The 24219-nt window shown below is 61.9% G+C and carries 23 protein-coding genes; 12 read left to right on the top strand and 11 right to left on the bottom strand.

Translation table 11 applies throughout. From position 1 onward, the window contains the following. Positions 1 to 116: 116 nt before the first annotated feature. Positions 117 to 764: a helix-turn-helix domain-containing protein gene (locus A3AC_RS0101855; protein ID WP_025596771.1), complete on the bottom strand. Its 648-nt coding sequence runs from the start codon at positions 762 to 764 to the stop codon at positions 117 to 119. 105 nt (positions 765 to 869) lie between these two features. Between A3AC_RS0101855 and A3AC_RS0101850 the strand changes: the two genes are divergently transcribed. Genes A3AC_RS0101850 through A3AC_RS0101840 form a run of 3 tightly spaced genes read left to right on the top strand, consistent with a single transcriptional unit; the run spans position 870 to position 4956 of the window. Then, a complete protein-coding gene (locus A3AC_RS0101850; protein ID WP_025596770.1) occupies positions 870 to 2156 on the top strand; it encodes an MFS transporter in 1287 nt (428 codons plus the stop codon). Positions 2157 to 2169: 13 nt separating this feature from the next. Continuing rightward, positions 2170 to 3711 carry an amidase gene (locus A3AC_RS0101845; RefSeq protein ID WP_156924561.1) on the top strand — a complete coding sequence of 514 codons (1542 nt, stop codon included), beginning with the start codon at positions 2170 to 2172 and terminating at the stop codon, positions 3709 to 3711. 3 nt (positions 3712 to 3714) lie between these two features. Continuing rightward, positions 3715 to 4956: an NAD(P)/FAD-dependent oxidoreductase gene (locus A3AC_RS0101840; protein WP_025596768.1), complete on the top strand. Its 1242-nt coding sequence runs from the start codon at positions 3715 to 3717 to the stop codon at positions 4954 to 4956. A 31-nt stretch (positions 4957 to 4987) separates the two neighbouring features. Here A3AC_RS0101840 and A3AC_RS0101835 read toward each other — a convergent pair whose 3' ends face one another. Together A3AC_RS0101835 and A3AC_RS0101830 are read right to left on the bottom strand one after the other, a co-directional pair. Then, positions 4988 to 5308, bottom strand: a complete 321-nt coding sequence (locus A3AC_RS0101835; protein ID WP_232231878.1) for a hypothetical protein — start codon at positions 5306 to 5308, stop codon at positions 4988 to 4990. A gap of 66 nt (positions 5309 to 5374) precedes the next feature. Next, positions 5375 to 6802 carry a putative bifunctional diguanylate cyclase/phosphodiesterase gene (locus A3AC_RS0101830; RefSeq protein ID WP_025596766.1) on the bottom strand — a complete coding sequence of 476 codons (1428 nt, stop codon included), beginning with the start codon at positions 6800 to 6802 and terminating at the stop codon, positions 5375 to 5377. A gap of 255 nt (positions 6803 to 7057) precedes the next feature. Between A3AC_RS0101830 and A3AC_RS0101825 the strand changes: the two genes are divergently transcribed. After that, positions 7058 to 8008: a LysR substrate-binding domain-containing protein gene (locus A3AC_RS0101825; RefSeq protein ID WP_025596765.1), complete on the top strand. Its 951-nt coding sequence runs from the start codon at positions 7058 to 7060 to the stop codon at positions 8006 to 8008. Between the two features lie 101 nt (positions 8009 to 8109). Here the strand turns inward: A3AC_RS0101825 and mctP are convergent, their stop codons facing one another. Continuing rightward, entirely contained in the window at positions 8110 to 9591 is a 1482-nt protein-coding gene (gene mctP, locus A3AC_RS0101820) for a monocarboxylate uptake permease MctP (RefSeq protein ID WP_025596764.1), read from the bottom strand. Beyond that, positions 9588 to 9785, bottom strand: coding sequence for a DUF3311 domain-containing protein (locus tag A3AC_RS0101815; protein WP_025596763.1), 198 nt, complete (start codon positions 9783 to 9785; stop codon positions 9588 to 9590). Before A3AC_RS0101815 ends, mctP begins: the two co-directional genes overlap by 4 nt. Before the next feature lie 344 nt (positions 9786 to 10129). Between A3AC_RS0101815 and A3AC_RS0101810 the strand changes: the two genes are divergently transcribed. From A3AC_RS0101810 to A3AC_RS0101800, 3 genes are read left to right on the top strand one after another with little or no spacing between them, the layout of a single operon-like run. Then, on the top strand, positions 10130 to 11551 hold the full coding sequence (locus tag A3AC_RS0101810; RefSeq protein WP_025596762.1) for a cache domain-containing protein: 1422 nt from the start codon (positions 10130 to 10132) through the stop codon (positions 11549 to 11551). Next, positions 11548 to 12195 carry a response regulator gene (locus A3AC_RS0101805; RefSeq protein ID WP_025596761.1) on the top strand — a complete coding sequence of 216 codons (648 nt, stop codon included), beginning with the start codon at positions 11548 to 11550 and terminating at the stop codon, positions 12193 to 12195. The genes A3AC_RS0101810 and A3AC_RS0101805 overlap by 4 nt, the downstream gene beginning before the upstream one ends. A 54-nt stretch (positions 12196 to 12249) precedes the next feature. Then, positions 12250 to 12807, top strand: coding sequence for a hypothetical protein (locus tag A3AC_RS0101800; RefSeq protein ID WP_035474653.1), 558 nt, complete (start codon positions 12250 to 12252; stop codon positions 12805 to 12807). Positions 12808 to 12840: 33 nt separating this feature from the next. On the opposite strand, the gene A3AC_RS0101795 is transcribed toward A3AC_RS0101800, so the two are convergent. From A3AC_RS0101795 to A3AC_RS0101785, 3 genes are all read right to left on the bottom strand, one after another. Next, positions 12841 to 13326, bottom strand: a complete 486-nt coding sequence (locus tag A3AC_RS0101795) for a hypothetical protein (RefSeq protein WP_025596759.1) — start codon at positions 13324 to 13326, stop codon at positions 12841 to 12843. 21 nt (positions 13327 to 13347) lie between these two features. Further along, entirely contained in the window at positions 13348 to 14184 is an 837-nt protein-coding gene (locus A3AC_RS0101790; RefSeq protein ID WP_025596758.1) for an H-NS family nucleoid-associated regulatory protein, read from the bottom strand. A gap of 261 nt (positions 14185 to 14445) precedes the next feature. Next, complete coding sequence (locus A3AC_RS0101785; protein WP_025596757.1) at positions 14446 to 14784, bottom strand: hypothetical protein; 339 nt, start codon at positions 14782 to 14784, stop codon at positions 14446 to 14448. Positions 14785 to 15034: 250 nt separating this feature from the next. Between A3AC_RS0101785 and A3AC_RS0101780 the strand changes: the two genes are divergently transcribed. Next, a complete protein-coding gene (locus tag A3AC_RS0101780) occupies positions 15035 to 15343 on the top strand; it encodes a hypothetical protein (RefSeq protein ID WP_025596756.1) in 309 nt (102 codons plus the stop codon). Positions 15344 to 15483: 140 nt separating this feature from the next. Here A3AC_RS0101780 and A3AC_RS0101775 read toward each other — a convergent pair whose 3' ends face one another. The 3 genes from A3AC_RS0101775 to A3AC_RS0101765 all read right to left on the bottom strand — a co-directional run bounded on the left by A3AC_RS0101775 (position 15484) and on the right by A3AC_RS0101765 (position 18085). Then, a complete protein-coding gene (locus A3AC_RS0101775) occupies positions 15484 to 16557 on the bottom strand; it encodes a DUF6765 family protein (protein ID WP_025596755.1) in 1074 nt (357 codons plus the stop codon). A 214-nt stretch (positions 16558 to 16771) separates the two neighbouring features. Further along, complete coding sequence (locus A3AC_RS0101770) at positions 16772 to 17122, bottom strand: FKBP-type peptidyl-prolyl cis-trans isomerase (RefSeq protein WP_232231902.1); 351 nt, start codon at positions 17120 to 17122, stop codon at positions 16772 to 16774. 108 nt (positions 17123 to 17230) lie between these two features. Beyond that, positions 17231 to 18085 carry a carbon-nitrogen hydrolase family protein gene (locus tag A3AC_RS0101765; protein ID WP_025596753.1) on the bottom strand — a complete coding sequence of 285 codons (855 nt, stop codon included), beginning with the start codon at positions 18083 to 18085 and terminating at the stop codon, positions 17231 to 17233. A gap of 212 nt (positions 18086 to 18297) precedes the next feature. Between A3AC_RS0101765 and A3AC_RS0101760 the strand changes: the two genes are divergently transcribed. From A3AC_RS0101760 to A3AC_RS0101745, 4 genes are all read left to right on the top strand, one after another. After that, the gene (locus A3AC_RS0101760; RefSeq protein WP_025596752.1) at positions 18298 to 20973 is read left to right on the top strand and encodes a ligase-associated DNA damage response DEXH box helicase; all 2676 of its coding nucleotides are present in this window, start codon (positions 18298 to 18300) and stop codon (positions 20971 to 20973) included. Continuing rightward, positions 20970 to 21632, top strand: coding sequence for a ligase-associated DNA damage response endonuclease PdeM (pdeM, locus tag A3AC_RS0101755; protein ID WP_025596751.1), 663 nt, complete (start codon positions 20970 to 20972; stop codon positions 21630 to 21632). Before A3AC_RS0101760 ends, pdeM begins: the two co-directional genes overlap by 4 nt. A gap of 338 nt (positions 21633 to 21970) precedes the next feature. Continuing rightward, positions 21971 to 23359: an FAD-binding oxidoreductase gene (locus A3AC_RS0101750; protein ID WP_025596750.1), complete on the top strand. Its 1389-nt coding sequence runs from the start codon at positions 21971 to 21973 to the stop codon at positions 23357 to 23359. Positions 23360 to 23561: 202 nt separating this feature from the next. After that, positions 23562 to 24152, top strand: coding sequence for a BPSL1445 family SYLF domain-containing lipoprotein (locus tag A3AC_RS0101745; protein WP_025596749.1), 591 nt, complete (start codon positions 23562 to 23564; stop codon positions 24150 to 24152). The last annotated feature ends 67 nt before the right edge of the window (positions 24153 to 24219 follow it).

The following is a 24219-nucleotide window of genomic DNA, read 5'->3' as shown; positions in this document are numbered from 1 at the left end:
CGGTCCCTATAAGAACGTCGTGTGACGCGGACATCCTGGCGTGGATGTATGGGCGTTTTCTGCGACCTGGCGCCTCGCCGGCTACCGCACGCCCCCGGCACTCATAAGCTCGCAGCTCAAATCGCCCCACGCGGCCGATGCTGGCCGGTATCGACGCAGCACACGAGCGCATCGGCATCTTCATCACCGACGCTCAGATAGATATGCCCGACCGAACTGTCGAAATAGAGACTGTCGCCCGGCGTCAGCCTGAACGACTTGCCGTTCTCGAAGCGCAATTCGAGTTTGCCGGCGAGCAGAAAGACGAACTCCTCGCCTGAATGCCGGATGTACTCAGGGAAATCCGACACGGCGCGCGCGTGGATGTGCGCGCGCATCGGCATCATGCGTTTGCCGGTCAGATTGTTCGCGAGCATGCCGTACTCGTAGTTCGGCGTGTCGTACACCTGCTGCTTGCCGGCCGCGGTGAACGAAGGCTTCATCGCGCCGCCGGCGGTCTTGCGGCGCCGGCCAAAGATCGCGTCGAACTCGAGCTCCAACGAATGCGCGAGCGCCGCGAACTTGTCGTAGGTGAGCGCGATGTCGCCGCGCTCGGCCTTCGAGATCGTCGATACAGCAATGCCCGAGCGTTCCGACAGCTCGGCCAGCGTGAGCCCGCGTGCCTTGCGCGCCTGCCGCAAATGCCCGCCCACGAGCTTGTGATCGAGCGCGGGCGGCGCCTCGCGCGCGGGTGCCTTGGGTTGTTCCACTACGGCTTTGGCCATCTCACCTGATTCCACTTGCCAGAAAAATTTCTCGTATCCGAGAAATTATTTTTTTCTCGTATATGATAACTCACGTCGATTCCACCATCTTGTGGGGCCCGTATCGTGTCTACCCTTGCGCTCAGTAAGTCCGGCTTGACGAAGACCCGCGTCATCACTGCCACGACCATCGGCACAGCGCTCGAATTCTACGACTTCACGATCTACAGCTTCTTCGCGATCCAGATCGGGCAGTTGTTCTTTCCGGGCGCGTCCCCCGTCAACCAGTTTTTGCTTTCCATCGGCGTGTTCGGCGTGGGCTTCGTCGTGCGGCCGCTGGGCGGCGTGGTGATCGGCGCGTACGCGGACCGCGCGGGCCGCAAGAACGCGATGGTCCTCACCATCATGCTGATGGCGCTCAGTTGCGCGATGATCGCGTGCGCGCCCACTTACGCGGTCGCGGGGCTCGCCGCGCCGCTGATTGTGCTCGTCGCGCGTCTGATCCAGGGTTTCGCGGCGGGCGGCGAATTCGGGCCGGGCACCACGCTGCTGGTCGAATACGCAACCGACAACACCCGCGCCTTCTTCGCGAGCTGGAATTTCGCGGCGACCGCAGCGGGTCTCGTTCTCGGCGCGCTGGTCGCGACGCTCGTCAACGTGTTGCTGCCTAAGCAGGCGGTGCTCGAATGGGGCTGGCGCATTCCGTTCATGCTCGGGATCGTCGCCGCGCCTGCCGGCATGCTGATCCGCCGACGCCTGGAAGAAACGCTGACCTCGCGCAAGCCGGGCGAAGCGGCGCCGCGCGGCGCGCTGAAGGCTGCGCTGACGACTCATCTCAAGCTGACCATTCTCGGCACCTTCGCCGAATTGGGCGGCTCGGTGTCGGTGTACATCACCGCGTTTTTTCTGCCGAGCCATGCAGTGCGCGCGCTGCATCTTTCGTCGACGTCGGCGGTCATCTCGGGTATCGTCAGTTCGCTCGCGCTGTTTGTCGCGGCGCCGCTTGCCGGCATGCTGGCGGATCGCTACACCCGCAAGCGCGTGCTGGTGATTTCGCGCGTCGTCATGCTGTTGCTCGTTTATCCGGCGTTTGCATTCCTGAGCGCGCATCCGTCGATGACCGCGCTTTGCATCGTCTCCGCGCTGCTCGCGGTGTTCGTCTCCGGGCAGATCGTGCCGGTGCTGGTGATGATTCCGGAACTGTTCCCGAGGCATGTGCGCGCAACGGGGATCGCATTGACCTATGTGGTAAGTGCATCGTTTTTCGGCGGCTTCTCGCCGTTTATTGCAAGCTGGCTGGTCGCGCGCACCGGCAATCCGCTTGCGCCGGCCTGGTACGTCGCCGCTGCGTGCGCGATTTCGCTCGTGCCGGTAATCTGGCTGAAGGACCGCACCGGCGAAGCACTCGCCTGAAGAAGAGGACGCAATGATGCAGGACAATGTGAATCGGGACAACGGCTTGCCCGGCCGCAGCGCGGTCGAATTGCGCCGCATGATCGGTGCGAAAGAAATCTCGCCCGTCGAATTGCTCGAAGCGTGCATCTCGCGAATCGAGGCCGTGAATCCGGCGGTCAATGCGATCACCGCAACGGATTTTCCCACCGCGCGAGCGGCCGCAAAGCGCGCCGAGAAACAGGTGCTCGACGGCGAGCCGTTGGGCCTCTTGCATGGCCTGCCGCTCGGCGTGAAGGACCTCGAAAATACCGCCGGACTCCTGACTACTTATGGTTCGCCCATGTCGCGCGGCAACGTGCCAACGCAAGACGTGGTGCTCGTCGAGCGCCTGCGGGCCGCCGGGGCGATCGTCACCGCGAAGACCAACGTGCCGGAACTCGGCGCGGGAGCGAACACGCGCAATCCGGTGTGGGGCGCAACCGGCAATCCTTTCAATACCTTGTTGAATGCGGGAGGGTCGTCGGGAGGCTCCGCCGCTGCGCTCGCGTGCGACATGCTGCCGGTATGCACCGGCTCTGACACAGGCGGCTCGCTGCGCATTCCCGCTTCCAAATGCGGCGTAGTGGGCTTTCGTCCGACGCCCGGACTCGTGCCGAATTCGCGCAAGCTCGTGGGCTGGTCGCCGATTTCAGTGGTCGGGCCGATGGGCCGCACCGTTGCGGAGGCGTGCCTGCAGCTCGCCGCTACAGCGGGCATTTCCGCTGGCGATCCGCTCAGTTTTGCCGTCGATCCGCTCAGCTTTGCCGTGCCTGCCGACATCGACCTCGGCACATTGCGAGTGGGCTGGACCGAAGACTTCGGCAGTTGCGACGTGGATGCGTCGATTCGTAAACTATTCCGCGAGCGCATCGCGCTGATCGCGCCGTCTTTCCGTTCGTGCGAGGAAGTCCGCTTCGATCTCGGCGACGTGCATCGCTGCTTCGATGTGATTCGCGCGGAGAGTTTCGTCGCCGGTCTGCACGACGCCTATACACGCGACCCGAATCAGCTCGGCCCGAACACGCGCGCCAACTACGAGCTCGGCGCGAGCATGAGCCTCGCGGACAGCGCATGGGCGCAAGCCGAGCAGACGCGCATCTTCAAACGCTTCCAGGCCGCGTTCCGGCAGTACGACGTGATTGTCTCGCCAACCACGCCGGTGACGCCGTTTCCCTGGCAGCAGCTGTACGCCGCGCAAATCGACGGGCGCGAGCAGGACAACTATTACCGCTGGCTCGCGCTCACCTACGTCGTCACGCTCACTACGCACCCGGCCGTGTCGCTGCCGTGCGGTCTCGATCACGCGGGCATGCCGTTCGGCTTGCAGATCGTCGGGCCGTTTCATGCCGATCGCAAGACACTCGCCGTCGCGCATGCAATGGAGCAGGTCTTCGCACAATCGCCTGTGTTGCGTCGTCCGCGGCCCGATCTGTCGAAGCTCACGAAGCCGGATGCGTCGTTAAAATCCATCGTGACCTCGCCTCCTCTTTTCACCAACTCCGGCTCCAATGGCTCGAGCCTCTCCTCGGTCTAACCGATGACAACAACCAGATTCGATACGGTCGTGTTGGGCGCCGGCATTGTCGGCGTGTGCGTGGCCGTGCATTTGCAGAAGCGCGGCCGGCAGGTTGCGCTCGTGGACCGCAAACCGCCGGGCAATGAGACTTCGTTCGGCAATGCAGGGTTGATTCAGCGGGAAGGCGTTTATCCGTACGCATTTCCGCGCGGACTGGGCGCATTGCTTCGCTATGCGCTCAACCAGTCGCTCGACGTTCGCTACCACGCGGATGCGCTATTTCATGCGGCGCCGTTCCTGTGGCGTTACTGGCGCAACTCGGAGCCCGCGAAACACGCGGCGATTGCGAGGTCGTATTCGACGCTGATCGAACAGTGCGTGAGCGAGCACCGCGCGCTGGCCGCGGCTGCAGGCGCGAGTGCATTGCTGCGTCCCACCGGCTGGATCAAGGTGTTTCGCAGCCATGCGGCTCAAGACGCGGAATTCGGGCACGCGGAACAATGGCGGCGCGAATACGGCGTGGAGTTCGAAACGCTCGACGCCGCCCGCCTCCAGCAGATCGAGCCTGATCTCGACAAAACGTTGCTGGGTGCTTTGCGCTATCCGCAAGCGGATTCTGTAAGCGATCCGAATGCACTCGTCACGGCCTACGCCAAATACTTCGAGAGCCTCGGCGGACGGTTCTTTACCGGCGACGCTAATACGCTGCGCAACGGCTGGGAGGTCACCACCAACGCGGGTACGATTGCGGCTTCGTCGGCGGTCGTCGCGTTGGGGCCGTGGTCCGGCGTCCTGAGTTCGCAGCTCGGTTATCGCCTGCCGCTTGGCGTCAAGCGCGGCTATCACATGCACTATGCGCCGCGGGCGGGCGCGCGTCTTAATCACCCGGTGCTCGACGCCGAACGCGGCTATCTGCTCGCGCCAATGGCACGCGGCATCCGCCTGACGACCGGCGCCGAAATTGCGCTCCTCGATGCACCGAAAACGCCGACGCAACTCGCCGCCGTCGAACCGATTGCACGCACGCTGTTTCCGCTCGACAAACGCCTCGACGATCAACCGTGGATGGGCGCACGGCCTTGCACGCCGGATATGATGCCGGTTATCGGACGCGCTGAAAAACATCAGGGCTTGTGGTTCGCATTCGGCCACGCGCACCACGGACTCACGCTAGGGCCCGTGACAGGCCGCCTGATCGCCGAAATGATGACGGGCGAAGAAACGCTGGTGGACGCGCGGCCCTTCAGGGTGGACAGGTTCTAGCGGCAAACAGGAGCGGCGCGCGCCGCTTCTTTCAGTGCAACGGTTGCAAGGCGGTCCATTGCGTCCAGCCGGTATCGCCGTCGGCCGCACTGATACGCAATGCGCGCGAGCCGTCCTCAAAAATAATCGATTCGGTACGGCATGCTTCGGGGTCCGGAAGATCGCGCATACCCACAAAGCCAATTTCGTGTTTGAACGACAGATTGCCTTCACGCAATATGCCGAGATAGGACGGTTCATCGTTACCGAATGGCTGAGCCGTGCAACGGTTCAACAGCACAGCGGCGACTTCTGCATCACACATGGTCTCTCTCCTCACTAACACAACACCGCCCGACCCGGCGGCGTTCAAGCTCGTCGTCCTAATGAAATCATTCTAGAAGTCGTGGCCGAAAACGCCACTTCCACTACGGTCCGCTTATCGTGGCAGACGCCTTCTTGCGAAGCGGCTGGCGCCCGTCAGTTTGCCGGCGCAATCGGCAGCGCTGCCGGGGCGGCCGAACAGATACCCTTGCAGGGAATCGCAGCCGATCTCATGCAGCAGCAAGGCCTGCTCTTCCGTCTCCACGCCCTCCGCAGTGACGGACATGCCGCATGCGTGGGCCATCTTCACGACCGCATGCGCAATGGCCGCGCAGTCTCTGTCGTCCGGCAAGCCCGCCACAAACGAGCGGTCGATCTTCAGGCCATGCAGCGAAAAACGCTTCAGGTACGACATGCACGCATAACCAGTACCGAAGTCGTCGATGGCGAGCCTCACGCCCAGCTTCGTCAGCGCGGACATCGTCGCGCATAGAGTTGGATCGTCCGGCATCAGCATGCCTTCGGTAATCTCGAGTTGCAGAGCGGAAGGTTCGAGCCCGGTGTTCGCGAGACACGCAGCGACATGTTGCACAAGCCGCTCGTTGAACTGCACGGGCGAAATGTTCACGGAAACAGTGACGCCCGGCGCGATGCTCCAGCGCCAGTCCGCGACCTGCGCGCACGCCTGCTCCAATACCCAGTCGCCAATGCTTCCCATCAACCCCGCCTGTTCCGCGATGGGGATGAATTCGGCCGGGGAGACGTCGCCAAGCTCTGCGCTGGTCCAGCGCAGCAACGCCTCGACGCCCACTGTCTCACGTGACGTGGCGTTCACGACTGGCTGATAGGCAAGCTTGAATTCGCCGGCATCGAGCGCATCGCGCAGCAGATCCTCGATCTCAAAGCGGCGTTGCGCAGCTTCTTTCATGTCGCCCGTGAAGAACTGCAAACTGCCGGGGCCCTGCGCTTTCGCGCGGCGCATGGCGGCGCCGGCATCGCGCATCAGCAGAGCCGCGTCGCGCACCTGGCCGCCGCAAAGCGCCACGCCCCCCGACGCACTCACGCGATACCCACGCCCCGCAATCACAAACGGCTCCGCGAACAACGCGAGTATCTGTTGCGCGAACGCGGGCAGCGTCGGCACCTCGCGGTGACCATCTGTAACAATCACGAACTCGTCGCCGCCGATGCGTGCAAGCAGATCGTTCGCCGCCACTGAGCTAGCGAGCCGCTGCGCGACACTGCGCAACAGACGGTCGCCGAGATCGTAATCGGCAATGTCGTTGATCCTGCTGAAGCCGTCCACGTTGACGATCAGCATCGCAACACGCGCGGCCCGCGCGGATCTGAGCCACTGCTGAGCGCGTCCAGTCGCGTAGGCACGGTTATAGACGCCGGTGAGCGAGTCGATGAACGACCAATGCGCAGGGTGGCCATGAGCGTGCGTTCGCGCAGCCGCGCCTCTGAACGACGCGTCACCGCAAATGGGACTCAACCGGATATCGGAGTGAGTTGCCCACAGCACGGGAACTTGCTCAGTCATCGTTACACTCCTATGCTAAGCGTTACACGTGAACCGGCTGACAGCCCGGTTTATGTACTCAGATACCTTTTAAAAAACCTTCAGGACTACGGACGTAAAAGCCCTCGTTGCGCGAGGGAAGAACAGGCACCCCGACGCTGTAGCCGTGCCTCCACAATATGCCGGCATAGGCCGCTTGAGAATGGGCCACGTTGGTGAACGCGTAAAGCAACGACAAACGCTTCGCCGCATGCCACAAACCGCTGGGCAACCAATATGAAAATCCATCAACTGCGTGTCCTGATCGCGATTGCCGATGCGGGCAGCGTCAGAGGTGCCGCGCGCATGCTCGCTTCGTCGCCCGCCGCCGTCACGCAAAACATTCAGCAACTGGAAGAAACCGTGCGCATGCAGCTAGTCGTGCGTACCTCGTCGGGTGTGACGCTCACTCCATGCGGGCAAACCCTGCTTGCACATGCGCGGCTCGTCGCCGCTCAGATGACGCGCGCGAATCAGGCCATGGACGCGATGCGCGGCGAACCCAGCGGCCGTCTTTCCATTGCCGTGACCGCGTGGGTCGCGCTGACGTTTCTGCCCGAAGCCGTGGTGCGCTTTCGCGCCAGAATGCCCGCTATACAGCTGGAATTGTTCGAGGGCCTGCTGGCCATCGCGACACCGCGTCTACGCGACGGCAGTCTCGACATTTACGTGGGCCGGCAAGTGCCCGGCGCAACCACTGGCGACTTCAACTATCACCCGCTCTTTGCAACGAGCCGCGCGGTCGTGGCCCGGCAAGGTCATCCGCATGCCGAATCGCGTTCTCTCGCGCAATTGCTCGACGACGACTGGCTTGTGGCGCTCGATCCTGAAACCGAGGGCCAGGCGTCCTATCAGATGTTCGCGCGCTATGGCTTACCCGTGCCGCGCAGCATCCACTTTTTGCACTCGCTCACTGTTGCGCTCGCGCTGCTCAAGCGCACGGACATGGTGAGCATTTTTCCGTGGCCGCTCGTCGAGCTGTGCGCGGCGCGTGACGGTTTGTGCGCGATCCCGCTACGGGAAGAACTGGAGGACTCCACGGTCGGCATCATCATGCGCACAGGCGAGCCTGCCGATGCCGCGTCGCGATGCTTTATCGACTGCCTGATCGAGACGATCCGCGACGAATCGTGGGACCGGACGTCGGACATTCGCCGGGCCATGCAATCGGTGGAAGTACTGGTGTAGTGCGCGAGCTGCACTGAGCGTGCGCTTGCGCTGCTGAAAATGAAAAACGCCGCGAGCGTAAAGGCTCGCGGCGTGAGTAACGCTCGGTCGGGACCGGGCAATCAGGCGGTAACCGCCACTCGACGCGGCGACACCGCAGAGACGACAAACGCCACGATAACGTTCACCGCGAGTGCGATCAGGCCGATGTACACCGGATAGACAGCATCGCCGAGATGCAGTGCAAGCACGGGCTTGAGCCCTTGAGAAATCGCAAGCGAAGTGCCGAGCACGATGCCGACGAGCCAGCCGCTGAAGAGCCCAGGCGTATTCAGGCGACGTGTGTACAGCGAGAAGACGATTGCCGGGAAGATCTGCAGGATCCACACACCGCCGAGCAGTTGCAGGTCGATTGCGTATTGTGTCGGCAGGAACACGATAAAGAGCAGTGCGCCGAACTTCACGACGAGCGAGACGATCTTCGCGTTCGCTGCTTCCGCTTCAGGCGTGATGTTTGGTGAAACCAGCGGACGCCACAAATTACGCGTGAACAGATTGGCCGCGCCAATCGACATGATCGCGGCCGGAACCAGTGCGCTGATCGCAATGGCTGCCGCCGCAAAACCGACGAACCACGACGGGAACAGCGTGTTGAAGAGCGCCGGCACCATGTCCGAAGCCGACTTCACATGTACGCCCGCTGCAATCGCCATATAGCCGAGCAACGCGATCAAGCCGAGCAGCAGCGTATAGGCCGGCAGGAAAATCGCATTCTTTCGCACCGTATTCGCCGACGAAGAAGACAGCACCGCGGTCATCGTATGCGGATACATGAAGGCCGCGAGCGCCGAACCCAACGCGAGCGATGCATACGCGGTGAATTGCGTCGGCTTGAGGATGATGCCGGTCGCGCCGCCCTTGGCCTTGAAGTAGGTATCCGCTGCGTCGAACACGTGCGCATAGCCGCCGAGCTTGGCCGGAATCAGCCACACCGCCGCGATCACGACGATGTAGATCATGATGTCCTTCACAAACGCGATCATCGCCGGGGCACGCAGGCCGCTCGCATATGTATACAGCGCGAGAATTACGAAGGCGACGATCAACGGCAATTCACCGGTCACGCCGAGTCCCTTGATCACCACTTGCATGCCGACCAGTTGCAGCGCGATGTACGGCATGGTCGCGACGATGCCGGTCAGCGCGACCGCAGCCGGAAACCATTTGCCGCCGTACTCGCCGTGCACGTAGTCCGCTGCCGTGATGTGGTGTTTCGCATGCGCGACTTTCCACAGCTTCGGCATGACGGCGAACACGAACGGGTAAACGATGATCGTGTACGGCAGCGCAAAGAAGCCATAGGCGCCGACCGAATAGACGAGCGCAGGCACTGCGATCACCGTGTACGCGGTGTAGAAGTCGCCGCCTACCAGGAACCAGGAGATGATGGTGCCGAACTGCCGGCCGCCCAGACCCCATTCGTGCAATTGCGTGAGATCGCCGCGTTTCCAGCGAGCGGCAAAGAAGCCGATCACTGTCACAAGAACGAAGAATGCGATGAAGACGGTCATCGCCACCGGGTTGACGGGGTTCAGGTCGCTCATTTGACACCTCGGTACACGACGTAAATCAGTAGCGAGGTCAACGGCACCCACAGGAACTGATACCAGTAAAAGAACGGAAAACCGGCGAACGACGGACGCGTGTCGTTATAGAACGGCAGCCATAACAGCGCGATATACGGGAGCAAAAGAATGAGCCACAGCCATGACCGGCCGGCCGGTGGGGAGGTCTCCATGTACTTCTCCTAGATCTATTATTGACACCGCGTTTCAGGACTCGTAGTCCCGCGCGCGGAAAACCGGAACCGGGCATCTGCGTGGAGTACCCACTCAACGACGCTGCCGAAACCGGAACCTGCTGTTTGCGCGTTGCCGGCGCACGACGAGGGTGAGCATTAACCACGCCCGAGCACGTCATACGAATGGCGCAGCTGGTTGCGCCGGCAGCACGGCGAAAGCGTCCGCAAGACGCACTACGCCGCGGGGATGTAGTATTCGCCTTCGTACGCGTCCTCACAAGCGCGCAACTACGTAAGCGGGCTACGTATTACTACGTAGCCGACAGGCGTTTTTTTCAACGATGAAACTCAAAGCCAAGATCGTTCTGCTGGCTATCGTGCCCTTCCTCGCGGCTATCGCCAGCATCGAAATAGGCGTGCGTCGCGAAGCAACCGCGCTCGCGCAAGCGCAGCACGCGACCACTCAGGCCGCGTACATGGCCAGCAAGGAAATCGAACTCAAGCATTACGTCGAGCTGGCTACATCCGCGATCGCACCGCTTTACGAAGAAGACGAGGACAACGCCCGCGACGACGCGCTGCGCCGCACGCGCGCGCTCAACACCCTCGAGAAGATGGACTTCGGCAAGGACGGCTATTTCTTCGTCTATGACACGCACGGCCGCTCGCTGATGCATCCGCGCGAGCCGGATCTGGTCGGGCGCGATCTGTCGGAGCTGCGCGATCCGCAAGGCGTGCCGACCATCCAGAAGCTGCTCGCTGCTGCCTCGCAAGGCGGCGGCTATGTGCGCTATCTGTGGCATCGTCCGTCGACGGGCAAGGTCGCGTCCAAGCTCGGCTACGTGGTGCCGCTCGAACGCTGGGGCTGGATGATCGGCACAGGCATCTATCTGGACGACGTGGACACCACGCTCGCGCATATCGACGAACGGGCGGCGCGAAACATCGATCGCACGATGATGTGGATCGACGCAATCGCACTTGCCGGGCTCGCCGCAATTGCGCTTTGCGCGCTCGTACTCAACATCACCGAATATCGCAGCGCGGACGCAAAACTGAAGCGGCTCGCGCAGCAGGTCGTCGAATCGCAGGAGAACGAACGCGCGCGGCTTTCGCGTGAATTGCACGACGGCATCAGCCAGATGATGGTGTCGGTGAAACTGCTGCTCGAATCGGCGCTCGCCCGTTTCGAGCGCAGCGAAACCCGCGTGCCCGCCGCCGAAGCCGCCCTCTCGACCAGCCTCACGCGGCTCGGCGATACGCTGCGTGAAATACGGCGCATTTCTCATGCACTGCGTCCGTCGATGCTCGACGACCTGGGTGTCGCGGCCGCAATCGAACAACTCACGCGCGAACTCAGCGAACAGTCGGGCATTGAAATCGGCTTCACACAGATCACGCATACTCACGCCGCCTCGTTGACGGATGCCGTGAACACCGTGTTGTTCCGTATCGCGCAGGAAGCGTTGACGAACATCGTGCGGCATGCGCATGCGACGAATGCGGCGCTCGCGCTGGAAGTTTCGAACGATGCAGTCACGCTCACCATCGCCGATAATGGCTCTGGTTTCGACGTCACGCATGCCTTTGTCGGCCGCCGTTCGGGCGTGGGCTTACGCAACATGCGCGAGCGCGTGGAAGCGCTCGGCGGCACGCTTGCGCTCAGCTCGCAGCCTGGCCACACGCTCGTCACCGCGCGCGTGCCGCTTGATCCTGGTGCACCGGAGCTCGATAAGCAGAGTCTGCAGGAAACCTCTTTATGAACGACACATCGCATGCAACTGCCCGGCTGATTCTGGTCGACGATCATCCACTCGTTCGCGACGGCTTGCGTGCGCGGCTCGAAGCCGTGCGCGACCTCGAAGTGGTCGGCGAAGCAGGTAATGCGCAAGAGGCGCTCGCGCTCGCCGCGAGTCACGAACCGCACCTCGTGCTGATGGACGTCGGCATGAACGGTATGAACGGTATCGCTCTAGCCGGCATGTTTCATGAGCGCTTTCCCGCCATCCGCGTGCTGATGCTCTCGATGCACGACAACCTCGAATACGTCACGCAGGCAGTGCGCGCGGGCGCCAGCGGTTATGTATTGAAGGACTCGCCGGCGACCGAAATCATTCAGGCGATTAGCGCTGTGCTCGACGGCAAGACGTATTTCAGCGCCGGACTCGGCGCGCGACTGATTCAGGCGTCGGCCATGCAGTCGCCAGTTGAACGGCTCACGCCGCGCGAACGCGATATTCTCGATGCGCTCGCAGAGGGTTTGTCGAGCAAGCAGATCGCGCAACGCAACGATCTGTCGGTGCGTACAGTGGAGACACATCGCCTGAACCTGAAGCGAAAGCTGGACATTGAAGGTCAGGCCGAGTTGATCAAGTTTGCTGTTGAAAACCGGCGCACGAGTCGCTAATGCAAAGAATGTCTCGCTGCGCAACGAGTGGAGACAATAATGGTGACACGCTTCATGCGGGCGAGAGCGAGTACATTAGAAAGCGTCGCTTTATGTTTATGTCTGTCGCTGGCTTTCGCTTTATCGGCGGCTCACGGTGAAGAACAGCGGATCAATCGCGGACACGATCCCTTCTTCCAGATCTCCAAAGCGATAGAGGGGTGCCCGGTGCCTCTCGGTCCACTCGAAACCGAACAGGAGTGGCTCGCCGACAGCCATTACCGCATTGAACGCGGCAACAGTTGCTGGATAGAAGGCCGCTGCCGCTTATCGAACGCTTACCTGTACGACAAGGAAATCGCCGAAGCCGTGCAGCGGCGTCTCGCCATTATCAACGCCGCCACTCAGTGGCGCGAACGGTCGACATTGTGGCTTACGCTGCAACGCCGGTTCATCTACGTACAGGGCTGTATTGCGCCAGGCTTCGACAAACAGACGTTCCTCGCCGAACTCGCCAAAACGGCCGACGTGGAACGCGTGATCGACGACACGACAACGAACCCTCGTGCCGCCCAACTGCCCTATAAAACGCGCGAGGACCCGGATCGGCCGGTACTCGATCCGGGTAACTAGCGCACGGCAACGAGAGTCCAACAGCGAATAGGGCTAACGTACCAATGCGAATGCCTCGCGGCTCGCTATTTCGGCCGCGCCATATACGCCCACCACGGTGTAGTCCGAGGCAACACACTCGAACGTCGATTCCAGAAAGGTGACGACGAAATGGCGCCGGCCCGGTTGGGGCGATGACACTGCGGAGAGTTCATCCACGAGCGAAGAATGAATCACTTCATGCGCCGAATAAGCAGCCAAACCTTGCGACGCAAGTGGATGAATCTCGAGGTCGCGCTCTCCCGGCGGGCCTAGCCGATGAAATACGGCGTCGGGAAATAGCACTGCGCAGAAGGGATCGTCGTCGGGATCGAATGGACCGAACCGCTCGAAGTCGGACTCCGCTATCGGATAAGCGAGAATCACCCGGCGGTCGCTCGCGACAATGAATGGTTCGGCAGCGTCGGCTGCCGGATGAGGAACCGACTCCAGCAGGAGAACCTGATCTTCCTGCCGGGATGATTCGAGCGCGCTCGTCATGTACTTCGCTATTCCGTACGCTTACGCGCTCGCCGCGGCCGAGGCTAGCGGTGCTGCTGTGCTCGCTGCCGATTCTGTAGCTACGGCCTTCTTGCGGCCCGGCGCTTTCGTTGCGGCTTTGGTTGCCGCTTTTCTAGCAGCCTTTTTTGCAGTGACTTTTCGCACTACGGCTTTCCTCGCAGCGGTTTTCACCGCGGCCTTTCCAGCCGCAACGGATTGCTTGCCAGCCTTGGCCTTTTTCGCCACCACTTTCTTCGCAGCAGCCTTCTTGCTGACCGCGCCACTTGCTGCCGACGATTTCACGGTACCCGCCTTGCCCGCCGCCGACGTTGCGCTGCCGTCGATCAGAAATTTGCTGCGATCTTTCACCGATGCAAGCCAGGCCGGAGCCGGGCCGCGTCCGCTCCACGTCGCGCCGGTGGTGGGGTTGCGGTACTTCGGCGGTTGTGCGCCTTTTGGCTGGCCTTTGCCTTTCGCGCGAGTCGCGACAATGCTTGCGGACGGCTTCGACTGGCTTGCACCGTCAATCAGAAACACGCTGCGGTCTTTCGCAGCGGCAATCCAACCGGGCGCGCGGCCGTGCCCAGTCCACGTTGCGCCGGTTTTCGGATCCCGATACTTCGCTATCTTCTGCCCGGCCGCCCCGACCTTTGCCTTGCCGATTCCTGCATGGCCATCAAGACCATTGGCTGCGCGCCGCGCTTTTGCCTGTGCTTCGATATCCGCGGTGGTCAAGCCATGCTTGAGCATCAATTCGCGAATCTGGTCAATTGCGATTTGTGCCTTTCTTGCAATAAGGGCGTCAGCTTGCGCCTGAAGCTTCTTAAGCTTTGCCTGAATCTGCTCTAACGTGGGCATTGGATTGCTCCTTATGTGGTAATCGGTCGAACTATGCCATGAATAGCGTAAGAAAGGCATAGCCGGCTGGCCGGAAAAACCCCAATTCGTTTGCACAACGCATGCTGGAGTACGAACTTTTTCTTTTTTCATGCCATCCATAGACGCCTTTTACATGCCTTCGTTCTCTGCCTCTTCCTCATTTATGTCCGCTGTATTGCGCGCCGCTTCTTTTCTGCTTATTCGCCTTCTCTTATGTCTTTCCAATTGTTGCAGGCTCGCTCAGGTCGGCGTGAAAACAACGACCTGACGATCGGCAATGTATCGGACGCCGCGCAAGAAGCGGTATTGCTGGTCGTCGGCAGTAATCCGGTTAAGGCCTATTCTGGTCAGCGCGAGGATCTCGTCGGCCTGCTCGGCTTCGATCACGCCCTCGTCGCGCAGATCTTCCAGAGAACCCGACGGATCGCCAACGTAAACGCTGCGCACGTATGTGCCGATTCTCATCAGAACCACGCTTTCGCCCTTGTCGAGCGCCAGTTCCAGGTAGACTGCCAGCGTTCGCAACGACTCGGGCGTGCAAGTCTGGGCCTGATAGATCGCAGCATTCGATGGCGTCATGGCGGTTCCCCGTCACCTATATAGAGAAAAGGCGGCCACTGTGCGTTGCGGCAATAGCCGCTTCTACTATAGGCAAGCATTCGGAGATTCAAAGCTTTCCAGTTCATTTTTTAACGCCGCGTTGGCCGGTAACCGTGCGTTACCGATCTCGCAATGCTGTTTCACCTGTGTCGCAGGCGCCCTTCTACACTTCAGCCGTCCATCGGGACAAAAGCTTTGGCACCGCACATAAAGTGCAAGGAGAAGGGAAATGAACAAGAAGATCGTTGGCGCGGCACTCGGTCTGGCAGTTCTGGCGGTATCGTCGGTTGCTTCGGCAGAAGTGAACCTGGCCGTCGGCGTGGGCATTCCGGTCGGGGTATATGCACCGCCGCCGCCCGTCTATGTCGCCCCTCCGGTGGCCTACGGCCCGGCTCCGGTTGCAGTAGCTTATGGCGGTTATCGCGAGTACGACGAGCGCGACGCGTGGCGCGCGCGACGCGAATGGCGGGAGCACGAATGGCGCCGCGAACATTGGCGCGAACAGCAATGGCGCGAGCATGCGCGCTGGGGATATTGAAGCGGCGCTGGCGGTTCGAGCGCTAGAGCGATGAGTACTTTCACCTGAAAGTTCGGCCAATAAAGGAGCCGCCCACATGGCGGCCCGTTATCTCGGCAAGTACTGGCCGGACCCGCGCCACGCTTGCCCGCGCAACAGTGTCACGCAATTCGCAGGCCGTACGCCGGCAGAACTTCCTGAGTCGTCACGAAACGGTGCTGTTTTACCGCGTCATGAAAGAGCCGGTAATCGCTCTTCTCGAACGCCTCGGTCCATACAGGTCTCTCGCCGGAGTCATCTTCCGCGCGAAGACCAGTGGCTTTGTACTTCCATGAGCCCACTCCTTTCGGCACATAGTCCGGAATGGCTTCTTTCAGGCCGGGAATACCGCCTTCTCTGACGAACTCGCAAATCGCGCGCAAGCGCTCGTTGTCGTCCATGATCCGGTTGGTATCGAGCAAGTCGGTGAGCGCCGCTTTCACGTTTTCCGGCATTCCCTCTTCGTTTTCGAAATCTTCGCGGCCGGCCACATAGCCGCGCACTGCGCGGCACGCCATGTCTGCGGCCTCGACGAATTCAGGCAGATTGTGTCTCTGTATGAACATATTCCTGCCGTCGATGTAATGCCACTTTGCCCACGGCTGATCCGGATAGTGCAAGGCGGCCCCATGACCCACAGGCAGTGCGAGCGTGATCACGTCTTCCTCGACGTGCTGGATCAGGTGCTGCATCGCGAGTGTGAGATTCGCGAGCCAGCCCGTGCGCGTGATGTCTTGCGCCTCGAGAGAGTGAACGCGGTTGCCCGGACTTTCTATGCCAGCGAACCCCTGGTGCGCCCAGGTATCCACATACGTATGCAGCGTCACGCCGAGACGGTGCAAACCTGTATCCGTGCCGCGCTCGCGGATGGCGCGCCGCACCACCTCGCGCGCGACCGCGCTGTTGGCCCGGCATACGGCTTTTTCTTCGAGCGTCGCGCCCTGTCCCGCAGGCAGAAAATGAAACGGCGCCCACACGAGCCGGTTCTGGTCGCTCTGGGTATTCGCGTAGTCGAACGTCTTGTGCGCAGTGGCAAAGCGTTCGAACGTTTCCCCGCCCTGGAACCGCAGAATGCCCGGCGTTGTCGCGTCGTCGACATACTGGCACGCGTGGGCGACGGTCAGCGCCTCACGCTCCGTCATTCCGCCCACCCGCGCGACGATATAGATCACGCCGTAATGGAAGTCGATATTCATGACAGACGCTCCTCATGCACGATGAATGACAACAACATTCGTAAACGAGCGGGGTGGGCGGCGAGTTGAAAAAGACGTCGTTGTTTATTGCCGTACGCTGTGCTCTTCCGTTTTATTCCATCTTCCATCCGGCTGGCGCAGGGCGCCATGTCCATAAAAAAACCCCGCTGCGTTACATCGTAGCGGGGTTGCTTTCAGTGCATGTCGGGGCGCCTTATTTGACGATGTCGACCAGCTCGACTTCGAACGTCAAGTCGCTGTTCGGCGGAATCGTGCCCACGGCGCGGCTGCCGTAAGCGGTGGCGGCCGGGCAGGTCAGTTTGGCCTTGCCGCCCACTTTCATGGTCTGCACGCCCTGGGTCCAGCACGGAATCACGCGGTTAAGCGGAAACGTTGCCGGGCCGCCGTGTTTCGCGGACGCGTCGAATTCAGTGCCGTTCGCAAGCGTGCCGCGATAGTTGACCTTGACGACATCCGTGGCCGCCGGCTGTGCGCCGGTGCCTTGCACTAGATGCTCGACCACCACGCCCGAAGGCAGCTTCTCCGTAGAGGAAGCGGCAGCCATTGCCGTCGAGGAAAGTACAGTAGCGGCCAGCAGAGCAACGATAGATTTCAAAACGAGTCTCCAGATGGGTAGGACAGCTCATTCTAGCGCACCGCTCGTCGCGGGCCGTCAATCGAGCCGCTGCACGGAAACGCCAGCCGCGGCCTCGCCACGCGCGACGAAATCTGCGAGCGCCGTTTCCCGTTCGCGGACATCGGCGAGCGCCGCGGGGTCGAGCGACGCGGTGATCACTTCCTCGCGTTCGCGGCTGGCTTGCGCGATCACGTCGCCATACGGACTCCAGATCGCGCTCGCGCCACATGTGTCCCAGCCGCCGGTCGTCCCGACGTGATTCGACAGCAACACATACAGCGTATTGTCGAACGCGCGTGCGGGGAACCAGATGCGCGACTGGTGATAGCCGGACTTGACGCTGAAGAGCCCGCTCACCAGATAAGCGTGCGCACCGTTCATTGCGGCAGTGCGTGCGTGCTCGGGAAAGCCCGAGTCGTAGCACACGCCGAGCGCGAGCCGCCATCCGTTCAGTTCGAGCATGCAGTCTTGCGTGCCTGGCCGGTAGATCTGCGCTTCGCTTCTATATAGGTATTGCTTGTGATACGGCGCCGCGTCCTCGCCGCGGCAGTCAACTACGAGCGACGAAATATGCAGGCCCTGCGCGCCGCGCGTGGCCGCGCCGACGACTGCCGCAATGGCGTGCCGGCGGCACGTCTCGCGAAGCGGATCGAGGCGGGCATCTAAAGGCTCGAACGCGTATCTCGCCGGGTCGCCGGCAATCAGGCCGGGTTCATAGCCGCTCAGGAATTTCTCGGGAAAAACCACCAGTTTTGCGCCGCGCTCAGCGGCAAGAGCGGTCAATTCGACCGTCTTCGCGATGTTCGCCGCCGTATCCCCGCAAACCGGCTGCGCCTGCGCGGTCGCGATTTGCAAGGGCACTCGAGGCAACGCTGCGAATTTGTTATCCACGTAAACTCCGTTATGAATCGAACCGCGGGTTATGCGCCGAGGCGATAGCCGATGGCATCAGGCCAAGGCGCGCCCAAAGCTCGGCATTTGAACACGGCCTACTGCGGTGTGTCAGTGCAATTCTGGTGAACCCACGCTTCGGGAGTGCAGTCCATGTAGAAGATGTACTGAAGAATTGCCGTCCGCGAACCCGATGCTAACGAGCGCTTTCAATGAACGAACCGCTTGACCCTGATGAACGGGACGTTGCGTTGCCGTCGGCCGCGCAACAGCGGCGCCACGCCCCGCGGCCGCGACGCATTCCGCGCAGCCGCGAGCAGCAGGCGCGGCTCGATGCCCGCGAGCCCGCTTTCGAGCCGCTGCCCTTTGCCATCGACGAAAATGCGGCGCGCCGCCCTTTCGCTGCAAAGCTTGACGAGTGGTTCCAAGCGCGCCGCTGGCAGCCGTTCGCTTTTCAGCATGAAGTGTGGCGCGAAATGGAAAGAGGCGCGAGTGGCTTGTTGCATGCCACTACGGGCGCGGGCAAGACGTGGGCGGTGTGGTTTGGCGCGCTTGCAGCGTTCACGCGAGGAGCGCCGGGCACGTCCACGGTCACGTCAAAATCGGCGCTCACGCGCAAGCGCGTCCCGCCCATGCAGCCAGAACCGCTCACCGTTCTCTGGGTCACGCCGATGCGCGCGCTCGCGGCCGACACGGCACGCGCATTGCAAAGCTCGGCCATCGAACTGGCCGTGCCATGGACCGTGGGCTTGCGAACCGGCGACACCTCCACTGCCGAACGCGCGCGGCAAAACCGGCGCATGCCGTCTGCGCTGATCACCACGCCCGAAAGTCTGTCGCTCATCCTCACAAGGCCGGACGCACGTGAAGTGCTCTCGCATGTGAGGCTCGTTGTCGTCGACGAATGGCACGAATTGCTCGGCAACAAGCGCGGCACGCAGACGCAGTTGGCGCTCGCGCGGCTCGCGCATTGGCGGCCCGACTTGCAGGTGTGGGGTTTGTCGGCGACGCTCGGCAATCTTCCTTTCGCGGCCGATGTACTGCTCGCACCGGTCAGGACACCGCGCGTCAGCGTGCACGGCAAGCTGCCGAAAGCATTGATTGTCGATACGGTTATTCCCGAAACCATCGAGCGCTTTCCGTGGGGCGGTCACATGGGCATGCGCCAGGTCGAGGCAGTGGCCGATGCAATCGGCGAGGCGCAAACATCGCTCGTATTCACCAACACGCGCTCGCAATGCGAAGTCTGGTATCAGGCGCTGCTCGAAGCGCGGCCCGAATGGGCCGGAGCAATTGCCCTGCATCACGGTTCGCTCGACCAGGAAGTGCGCGAGTGGGTCGAGCGCGGCCTGAAGAACGGTCTGCTCAAGGTCGTTGTGTGCACATCGAGTCTGGATCTCGGGGTCGACTTCCTGCCAGTTGAACGTGTGTTCCAGATCGGCTCGCCCAAAGGCGTCGCGCGTTTGATGCAGCGCGCGGGCCGCTCAGGCCACGCGCCCGGCCGGCCTTCACGCGTGACGATCGTGCCGACGCATGCGCTCGAACTCGTCGAAGCGGCGGCAGCGCGCGAGGCGGTCGAAAAGCGCCAGATAGAAGGCCGCGAAACGCCCGAGAAGCCCTTCGACGTTCTGGTCCAGCATCTGGTGACCGTAGCGATTGGCGGCGGCTTCGAGCCGCGCGAGCTGTACGACGAAGTTCGCAGTGCCTACGCCTACCGGTATCTGACGCAAAGTGAATTCGACTGGGCATTGGGCTTTGTGGAAGGCGGCGGTGCCGCGTTGCGCGCGTATCCCGACTATCACCGCGTGGTGCGCGAACACGACGGCCTGTACCGCGTGCCGCGCGAAGACCTGGTGCGCCGGCATCGCAACAACGTCGGCACGATAGTCGCAAACGGCACGCTGAATGTCGCGTATGTGGCGGGTGGCCGCATAGGTGCAATCGAGGAGTCGTTTATTTCGCGGCTCAAACCGGGCGATGTCTTTACATTCGGCGGACGCGCGCTCGAACTGATTCGCGTGCAGGACATGACTGCCTGGGTTAAACGGGCGACGTCGTCACGCGGCGCGATGCCGCAATGGGCAGGCAGCCGCATGCCGCTCTCGTCAGAACTGGCGGACGCAACGTTGACCATGCTCGCGCGCGCCGCCGGTGGAATTTATGACGAGCCGGAAATGCGAGCGGTCCGGCCGCTGCTCGAGTTGCAGCAGAAATGGTCGGCGTTGCCCGAGCCCGGCGTGCTGGTCGCGGAAGTACTCAAATCGCGCGAAGGGCATCACTTCTTCTGTTATCCGTTCGCGGGGCGCACCGCGCATATCGGTCTCGGCGCATTGCTTGCATGGAGAATCGCGCGGGAGAAGCCAGGTACTTTCTCCATTTCAATGAATGACTATGGTTTCGAGCTGTTGTCTGCGCAACCATTTGACTGGGCTGCGGAACTGGAGAGCGGCTTACTCCGCGTGGAAGAACTGGATCACGACATACTTGCGAGCCTCAATTCGTCAGAGCTGTCAAGGCGCCGCTTCCGGGAAATTGCGCGCGTATCGGGACTCGTGTTTCAGGGACACCCAGGCCAGCAGAAAAGCGCGCGGCAATTGCAGGCTTCTAGTGGCCTTTTCTACGAGATATTCCGCAATCACGACAGCGGCAATCTGTTACTCGATCAGGCAGATGCGGAAGTACTGCTGCAGGAACTGGACGCCAAACGCATTCGTACCGCGCTCGAACGGATGAACGCGAGCCGCCTTGTTCTCACGCACCCGAAAAAGCCGACGCCGTTTGCGTTTCCGCTCATCGTCGGACGCCTGCGCGAGAAAGTCAGCACGGAAAAGCTCGCCGATCGCGTCGAGCGGATGCTCGCGGAACTCGAAAAGGCGGCCCCCGCATGAAGCCCGCTTCATTGGCAGTTGAAATCGCAGGTCATCCTCTTGTGCTGTCGAGCTTGCGCGCGGCTTTCGATCCCACGCTGCGCTGCCTTTTCGTCGCGGATGCGCATTTCGGCAAGGACGCGGTATTCCGCGCACGCGGCGTGCCGGTGCCTGTCGGTTCCACTGCCGACAATCTGATGCGTCTGGACATACTGATGGCCACGTTCGAACCGGACACGCTCGTCTTTCTCGGCGATCTGCTGCATGCACGCGAGGCGCACGCCGATGAAACGCTGAACGCGTTGCACATCTGGCGCGCCCGCTACGAGCGTTTGCGGATCGTGCTCGTCGAGGGCAATCATGACCGGCATGCTGGCGCTTTGCCCGGCACCCTCAACGTCGACTATGTGCAGGAGCCATTGCGCATTGGACCGTGGGCGCTGTGTCACCACCCGCAGACGGTCCAGGGTGTCTACGCACTCGCCGGACATCTGCATCCGGTCTATCGAATAGCGACGCGCAACGACTCTGTACGCGTGCCGTGTTTTCGTTTCGGTGCGCAATGTGGCGTGCTGCCGGCATTCGGTAGCTTTACCGGCGGCGCGCGCGACGACGGCCGCGCAAGTGGCGAAAGAGTTTTCGTCGTGGCCCACGACAAGGTCATCGAAGTGCCGAACTAGAGCAAACATGCAGCGTGCAGTCGGACAGCTTTTGTCATACCTGTCGCGGCGAAACGCCCGCATTGGCGACTAGCCAACACTTTCGCACACGAACTTTTCCGCAAGCACATGCACCATTCGCCCCGCCAACGCCGCGAACGGCGCGGCTCACGCCCGCAAAAGCCCGCCGCGCAAGGTCCGCAGGAAACAGCGAGGCGCACGCGGGTTTACGTGTGTTTGACTCCATCGAGCCGCTTCGTTTACTGGACGCTGAATCAGTCTGTCAATTTCCTTCCGGTCTGCTTCGGTCAGTCAACGGCGCTCGAACAGCGCCCTCATAACACCCTTGGAGACAAGCCATGGCTCAAGTGTCGAGCAGCGCCATCGACGAACTCAAAACCGCCATACGTGGACAGCTCGTGCTTCCCGAAGATGCGGGCTTCAACGAAGCACGCAGCATCTGGAATGCAATGATCGACTGCCGTCCGGCGATGATTCTGCGCTGCGCCGGTGTCGCCGACGTGCGTCGCGGCGTCGCCTTTGCGCGCGCTAACAATCTGCCGCTCGCGCTGCGCGGCGGCGGTCATAACATTGCCGGCAGCGCATTGTGCGAAGACGGCCTCGTGATGGACTTTTCGCGGATGAAATCGGTGCGGATCGACCCCGTGGCGAGACGCGCGTACGTCGAGCCCGGCGCGACGCTGGCCGACTTCGATCATGAAGCGCAAGCCTTCGGGCTCGCCACGCCGCTCGGCATCAATTCGACCACCGGCGTCGCGGGCCTGACGCTGGGCGGCGGCTTCGGCTGGCTCAGCCGCAAATACGGCATGACGGTAGACAATCTGATTTCCGCGGACGTCGTCACCGCCGAAGGCGAACTGCTTCGCGCCAGCGCCGAAGCGAATGAAGATCTGTTCTGGGCGATTCGCGGCGGCGGCGGCAACTTCGGCGTGGTGACGTCGTTCGAATTCGCGCTGCATCCGGTGGGGCCGATGGTATATGGCGGGCTCGTGGTTTTTCCGTTCGCTCAGGCAAGGGACGCACTCGTCAAATACCGGGCGGCGGCCGCTCAGATGCCGGACGATCTGAGCGTGTGGGCGGTTCTGCGGCTCGCGCCGCCGCTGCCGTTTTTGCCCGCCGACGTGCACGGCCAGCCGGTGATCATCTTCGCGAGCTGCTATACCGGGCCGAGCGCGAACGGTCCTTCGATGGTGGCGCAAGTGAAGACGTTCGGCACGCCGGTCGGCGAACATCTCGGCGAAATGCCCTACGTGATGTGGCAACAGGCGTTCGACCCGCTGCTCGCGCCGGGATCGCGCAATTACTGGAAGTCGCACAACCTCGCCGACATCGACGATGGCCTGATCGACGCGCTGCTTCAGTCGATTGAAAACCTGCCTTCTCCGCAGTGCGAGATTTTCTTCGGGCAGATCGGCGGCCAAACACAGCGCGTGCCTGTGAATGCAACCGCCTATTCGAGCCGCGATACGCACTACGCGATGAACGTGCACGGACGCTGGGACGATCCCGCCGACGACGACCGCTGCATCGCCTGGGCTCGCGCATTTTTCGGCGCGGCAGCGCCCTTTTCGCTCGGCAGCGTCTACGTGAACTTCATGACGCAGGAAGAAGGCGGCCGCGTCGCCGATGCTTACGGCCCGAACTACGAACGGCTCGTCGCGGTGAAGAGCCGCTACGATCCGCAGAACCTGTTCCGTCATAACCAGAACATTCGTCCATCAATGTAAGCAAGCACAGCGAGGAATTCGCGCGGCTCGCCCGCGAGGGTTCCCTCGCCCACGCATTCATGCCGCTCTCTGCGCGGGCGGCATGGGAGCAGGCACGGCACATGCTGCTTTATCATTGACACCGGTCATATTGGCCGGCGTCACAGCATTACCTTTAATCGATAAAGAAAAACCGCCTCGATAACGTAAAAGGACAATCATCATGCGCAGACGACAATTCATCACGACGGCCGGCGCGGCTTTCGCAACCGCAGGTCTGGGCCTCGCCGGTTGCACCACCACGTCCCCGTCTTCGAACGCGTCGGCGTCAGCCAACGCCAGCAAGCGCGATACGATCAACGCGGGGATCGACTCTACGCTTTCACGTCTGTACGCGAATGTCGGCGGCTCGCGCGAACTCGTGGCCAAAGCGCGCGGCGTGCTGGTGTTCCCGTCAGTGATTGCGGCGGGCTTCTGGGTAGGCGGCCAGTACGGCGAAGGCGCGCTGCGCGTGGGCGGTCGCACGACCGGCTACTACAGCACCGTGGCAGGCTCGTTCGGCTTGCAGATCGGCGCACAGTCGAAGGCGCTTATCTTCCTGTTCATGACGCAGGAAGCACTCGACAAATTCCTTAATAGCCAGGGCTGGGCAGCGGGCGCGGACGCGACCGTCGCCCTGCTCAAGGTCGGCGCAAACGGCGCGATCGATACGTCCACGGCAACGAGCCCAGTCGAAGCATTCGTTCTGACCAACGGCGGGCTGATGGCCGGGGTGTCGCTGGAAGGCACGAAGGTTTCGCGCCTCATTATCTGATCGTTGCGTAAGCCACGCGGCCGCTGCGCGGGCCGCGTGGTGTCTTTGACTCACACATCCTCAGCCG

It is taken from the genome of Burkholderia sp. WSM2230, from assembly GCF_000472445.1.
Classification (GTDB): Bacteria; Pseudomonadota; Gammaproteobacteria; order Burkholderiales; family Burkholderiaceae; genus Paraburkholderia.
Note: the sequence above shows the minus strand (reverse complement) of the source record. Positions and strands in the feature narration are given on the sequence as shown.

Excerpts from the sequence above, each read along its gene's own strand:
- A3AC_RS0101855 (WP_025596771.1), bottom strand. The coding sequence starts at position 764 with ATGGCCAAAGCCGTAGTGGAACAACCCAAGGCACCCGCGCGCGAGGCG.
- A3AC_RS0101845 (WP_156924561.1), top strand. The coding sequence starts at position 2,170 with ATGATGCAGGACAATGTGAATCGGGACAACGGCTTGCCCGGCCGCAGC.
- A3AC_RS0101840 (WP_025596768.1), top strand. The coding sequence starts at position 3,715 with ATGACAACAACCAGATTCGATACGGTCGTGTTGGGCGCCGGCATTGTC.
- A3AC_RS0101830 (WP_025596766.1), bottom strand. The coding sequence starts at position 6,802 with ATGACTGAGCAAGTTCCCGTGCTGTGGGCAACTCACTCCGATATCCGG.
- A3AC_RS0101825 (WP_025596765.1), top strand. The coding sequence starts at position 7,058 with ATGAAAATCCATCAACTGCGTGTCCTGATCGCGATTGCCGATGCGGGC.
- mctP (WP_025596764.1), bottom strand. The coding sequence starts at position 9,591 with ATGAGCGACCTGAACCCCGTCAACCCGGTGGCGATGACCGTCTTCATC.
- A3AC_RS0101815 (WP_025596763.1), bottom strand. The coding sequence starts at position 9,785 with ATGGAGACCTCCCCACCGGCCGGCCGGTCATGGCTGTGGCTCATTCTT.
- A3AC_RS0101810 (WP_025596762.1), top strand. The coding sequence starts at position 10,130 with ATGAAACTCAAAGCCAAGATCGTTCTGCTGGCTATCGTGCCCTTCCTC.
- A3AC_RS0101805 (WP_025596761.1), top strand. The coding sequence starts at position 11,548 with ATGAACGACACATCGCATGCAACTGCCCGGCTGATTCTGGTCGACGAT.
- A3AC_RS0101800 (WP_035474653.1), top strand. The coding sequence starts at position 12,250 with ATGCGGGCGAGAGCGAGTACATTAGAAAGCGTCGCTTTATGTTTATGT.
- A3AC_RS0101795 (WP_025596759.1), bottom strand. The coding sequence starts at position 13,326 with ATGACGAGCGCGCTCGAATCATCCCGGCAGGAAGATCAGGTTCTCCTG.
- A3AC_RS0101790 (WP_025596758.1), bottom strand. The coding sequence starts at position 14,184 with ATGCCCACGTTAGAGCAGATTCAGGCAAAGCTTAAGAAGCTTCAGGCG.
- A3AC_RS0101785 (WP_025596757.1), bottom strand. The coding sequence starts at position 14,784 with ATGACGCCATCGAATGCTGCGATCTATCAGGCCCAGACTTGCACGCCC.
- A3AC_RS0101780 (WP_025596756.1), top strand. The coding sequence starts at position 15,035 with ATGAACAAGAAGATCGTTGGCGCGGCACTCGGTCTGGCAGTTCTGGCG.
- A3AC_RS0101775 (WP_025596755.1), bottom strand. The coding sequence starts at position 16,557 with ATGAATATCGACTTCCATTACGGCGTGATCTATATCGTCGCGCGGGTG.
- A3AC_RS0101770 (WP_232231902.1), bottom strand. The coding sequence starts at position 17,122 with ATGGCTGCCGCTTCCTCTACGGAGAAGCTGCCTTCGGGCGTGGTGGTC.
- A3AC_RS0101760 (WP_025596752.1), top strand. The coding sequence starts at position 18,298 with ATGAACGAACCGCTTGACCCTGATGAACGGGACGTTGCGTTGCCGTCG.
- pdeM (WP_025596751.1), top strand. The coding sequence starts at position 20,970 with ATGAAGCCCGCTTCATTGGCAGTTGAAATCGCAGGTCATCCTCTTGTG.
- A3AC_RS0101750 (WP_025596750.1), top strand. The coding sequence starts at position 21,971 with ATGGCTCAAGTGTCGAGCAGCGCCATCGACGAACTCAAAACCGCCATA.
- A3AC_RS0101745 (WP_025596749.1), top strand. The coding sequence starts at position 23,562 with ATGCGCAGACGACAATTCATCACGACGGCCGGCGCGGCTTTCGCAACC.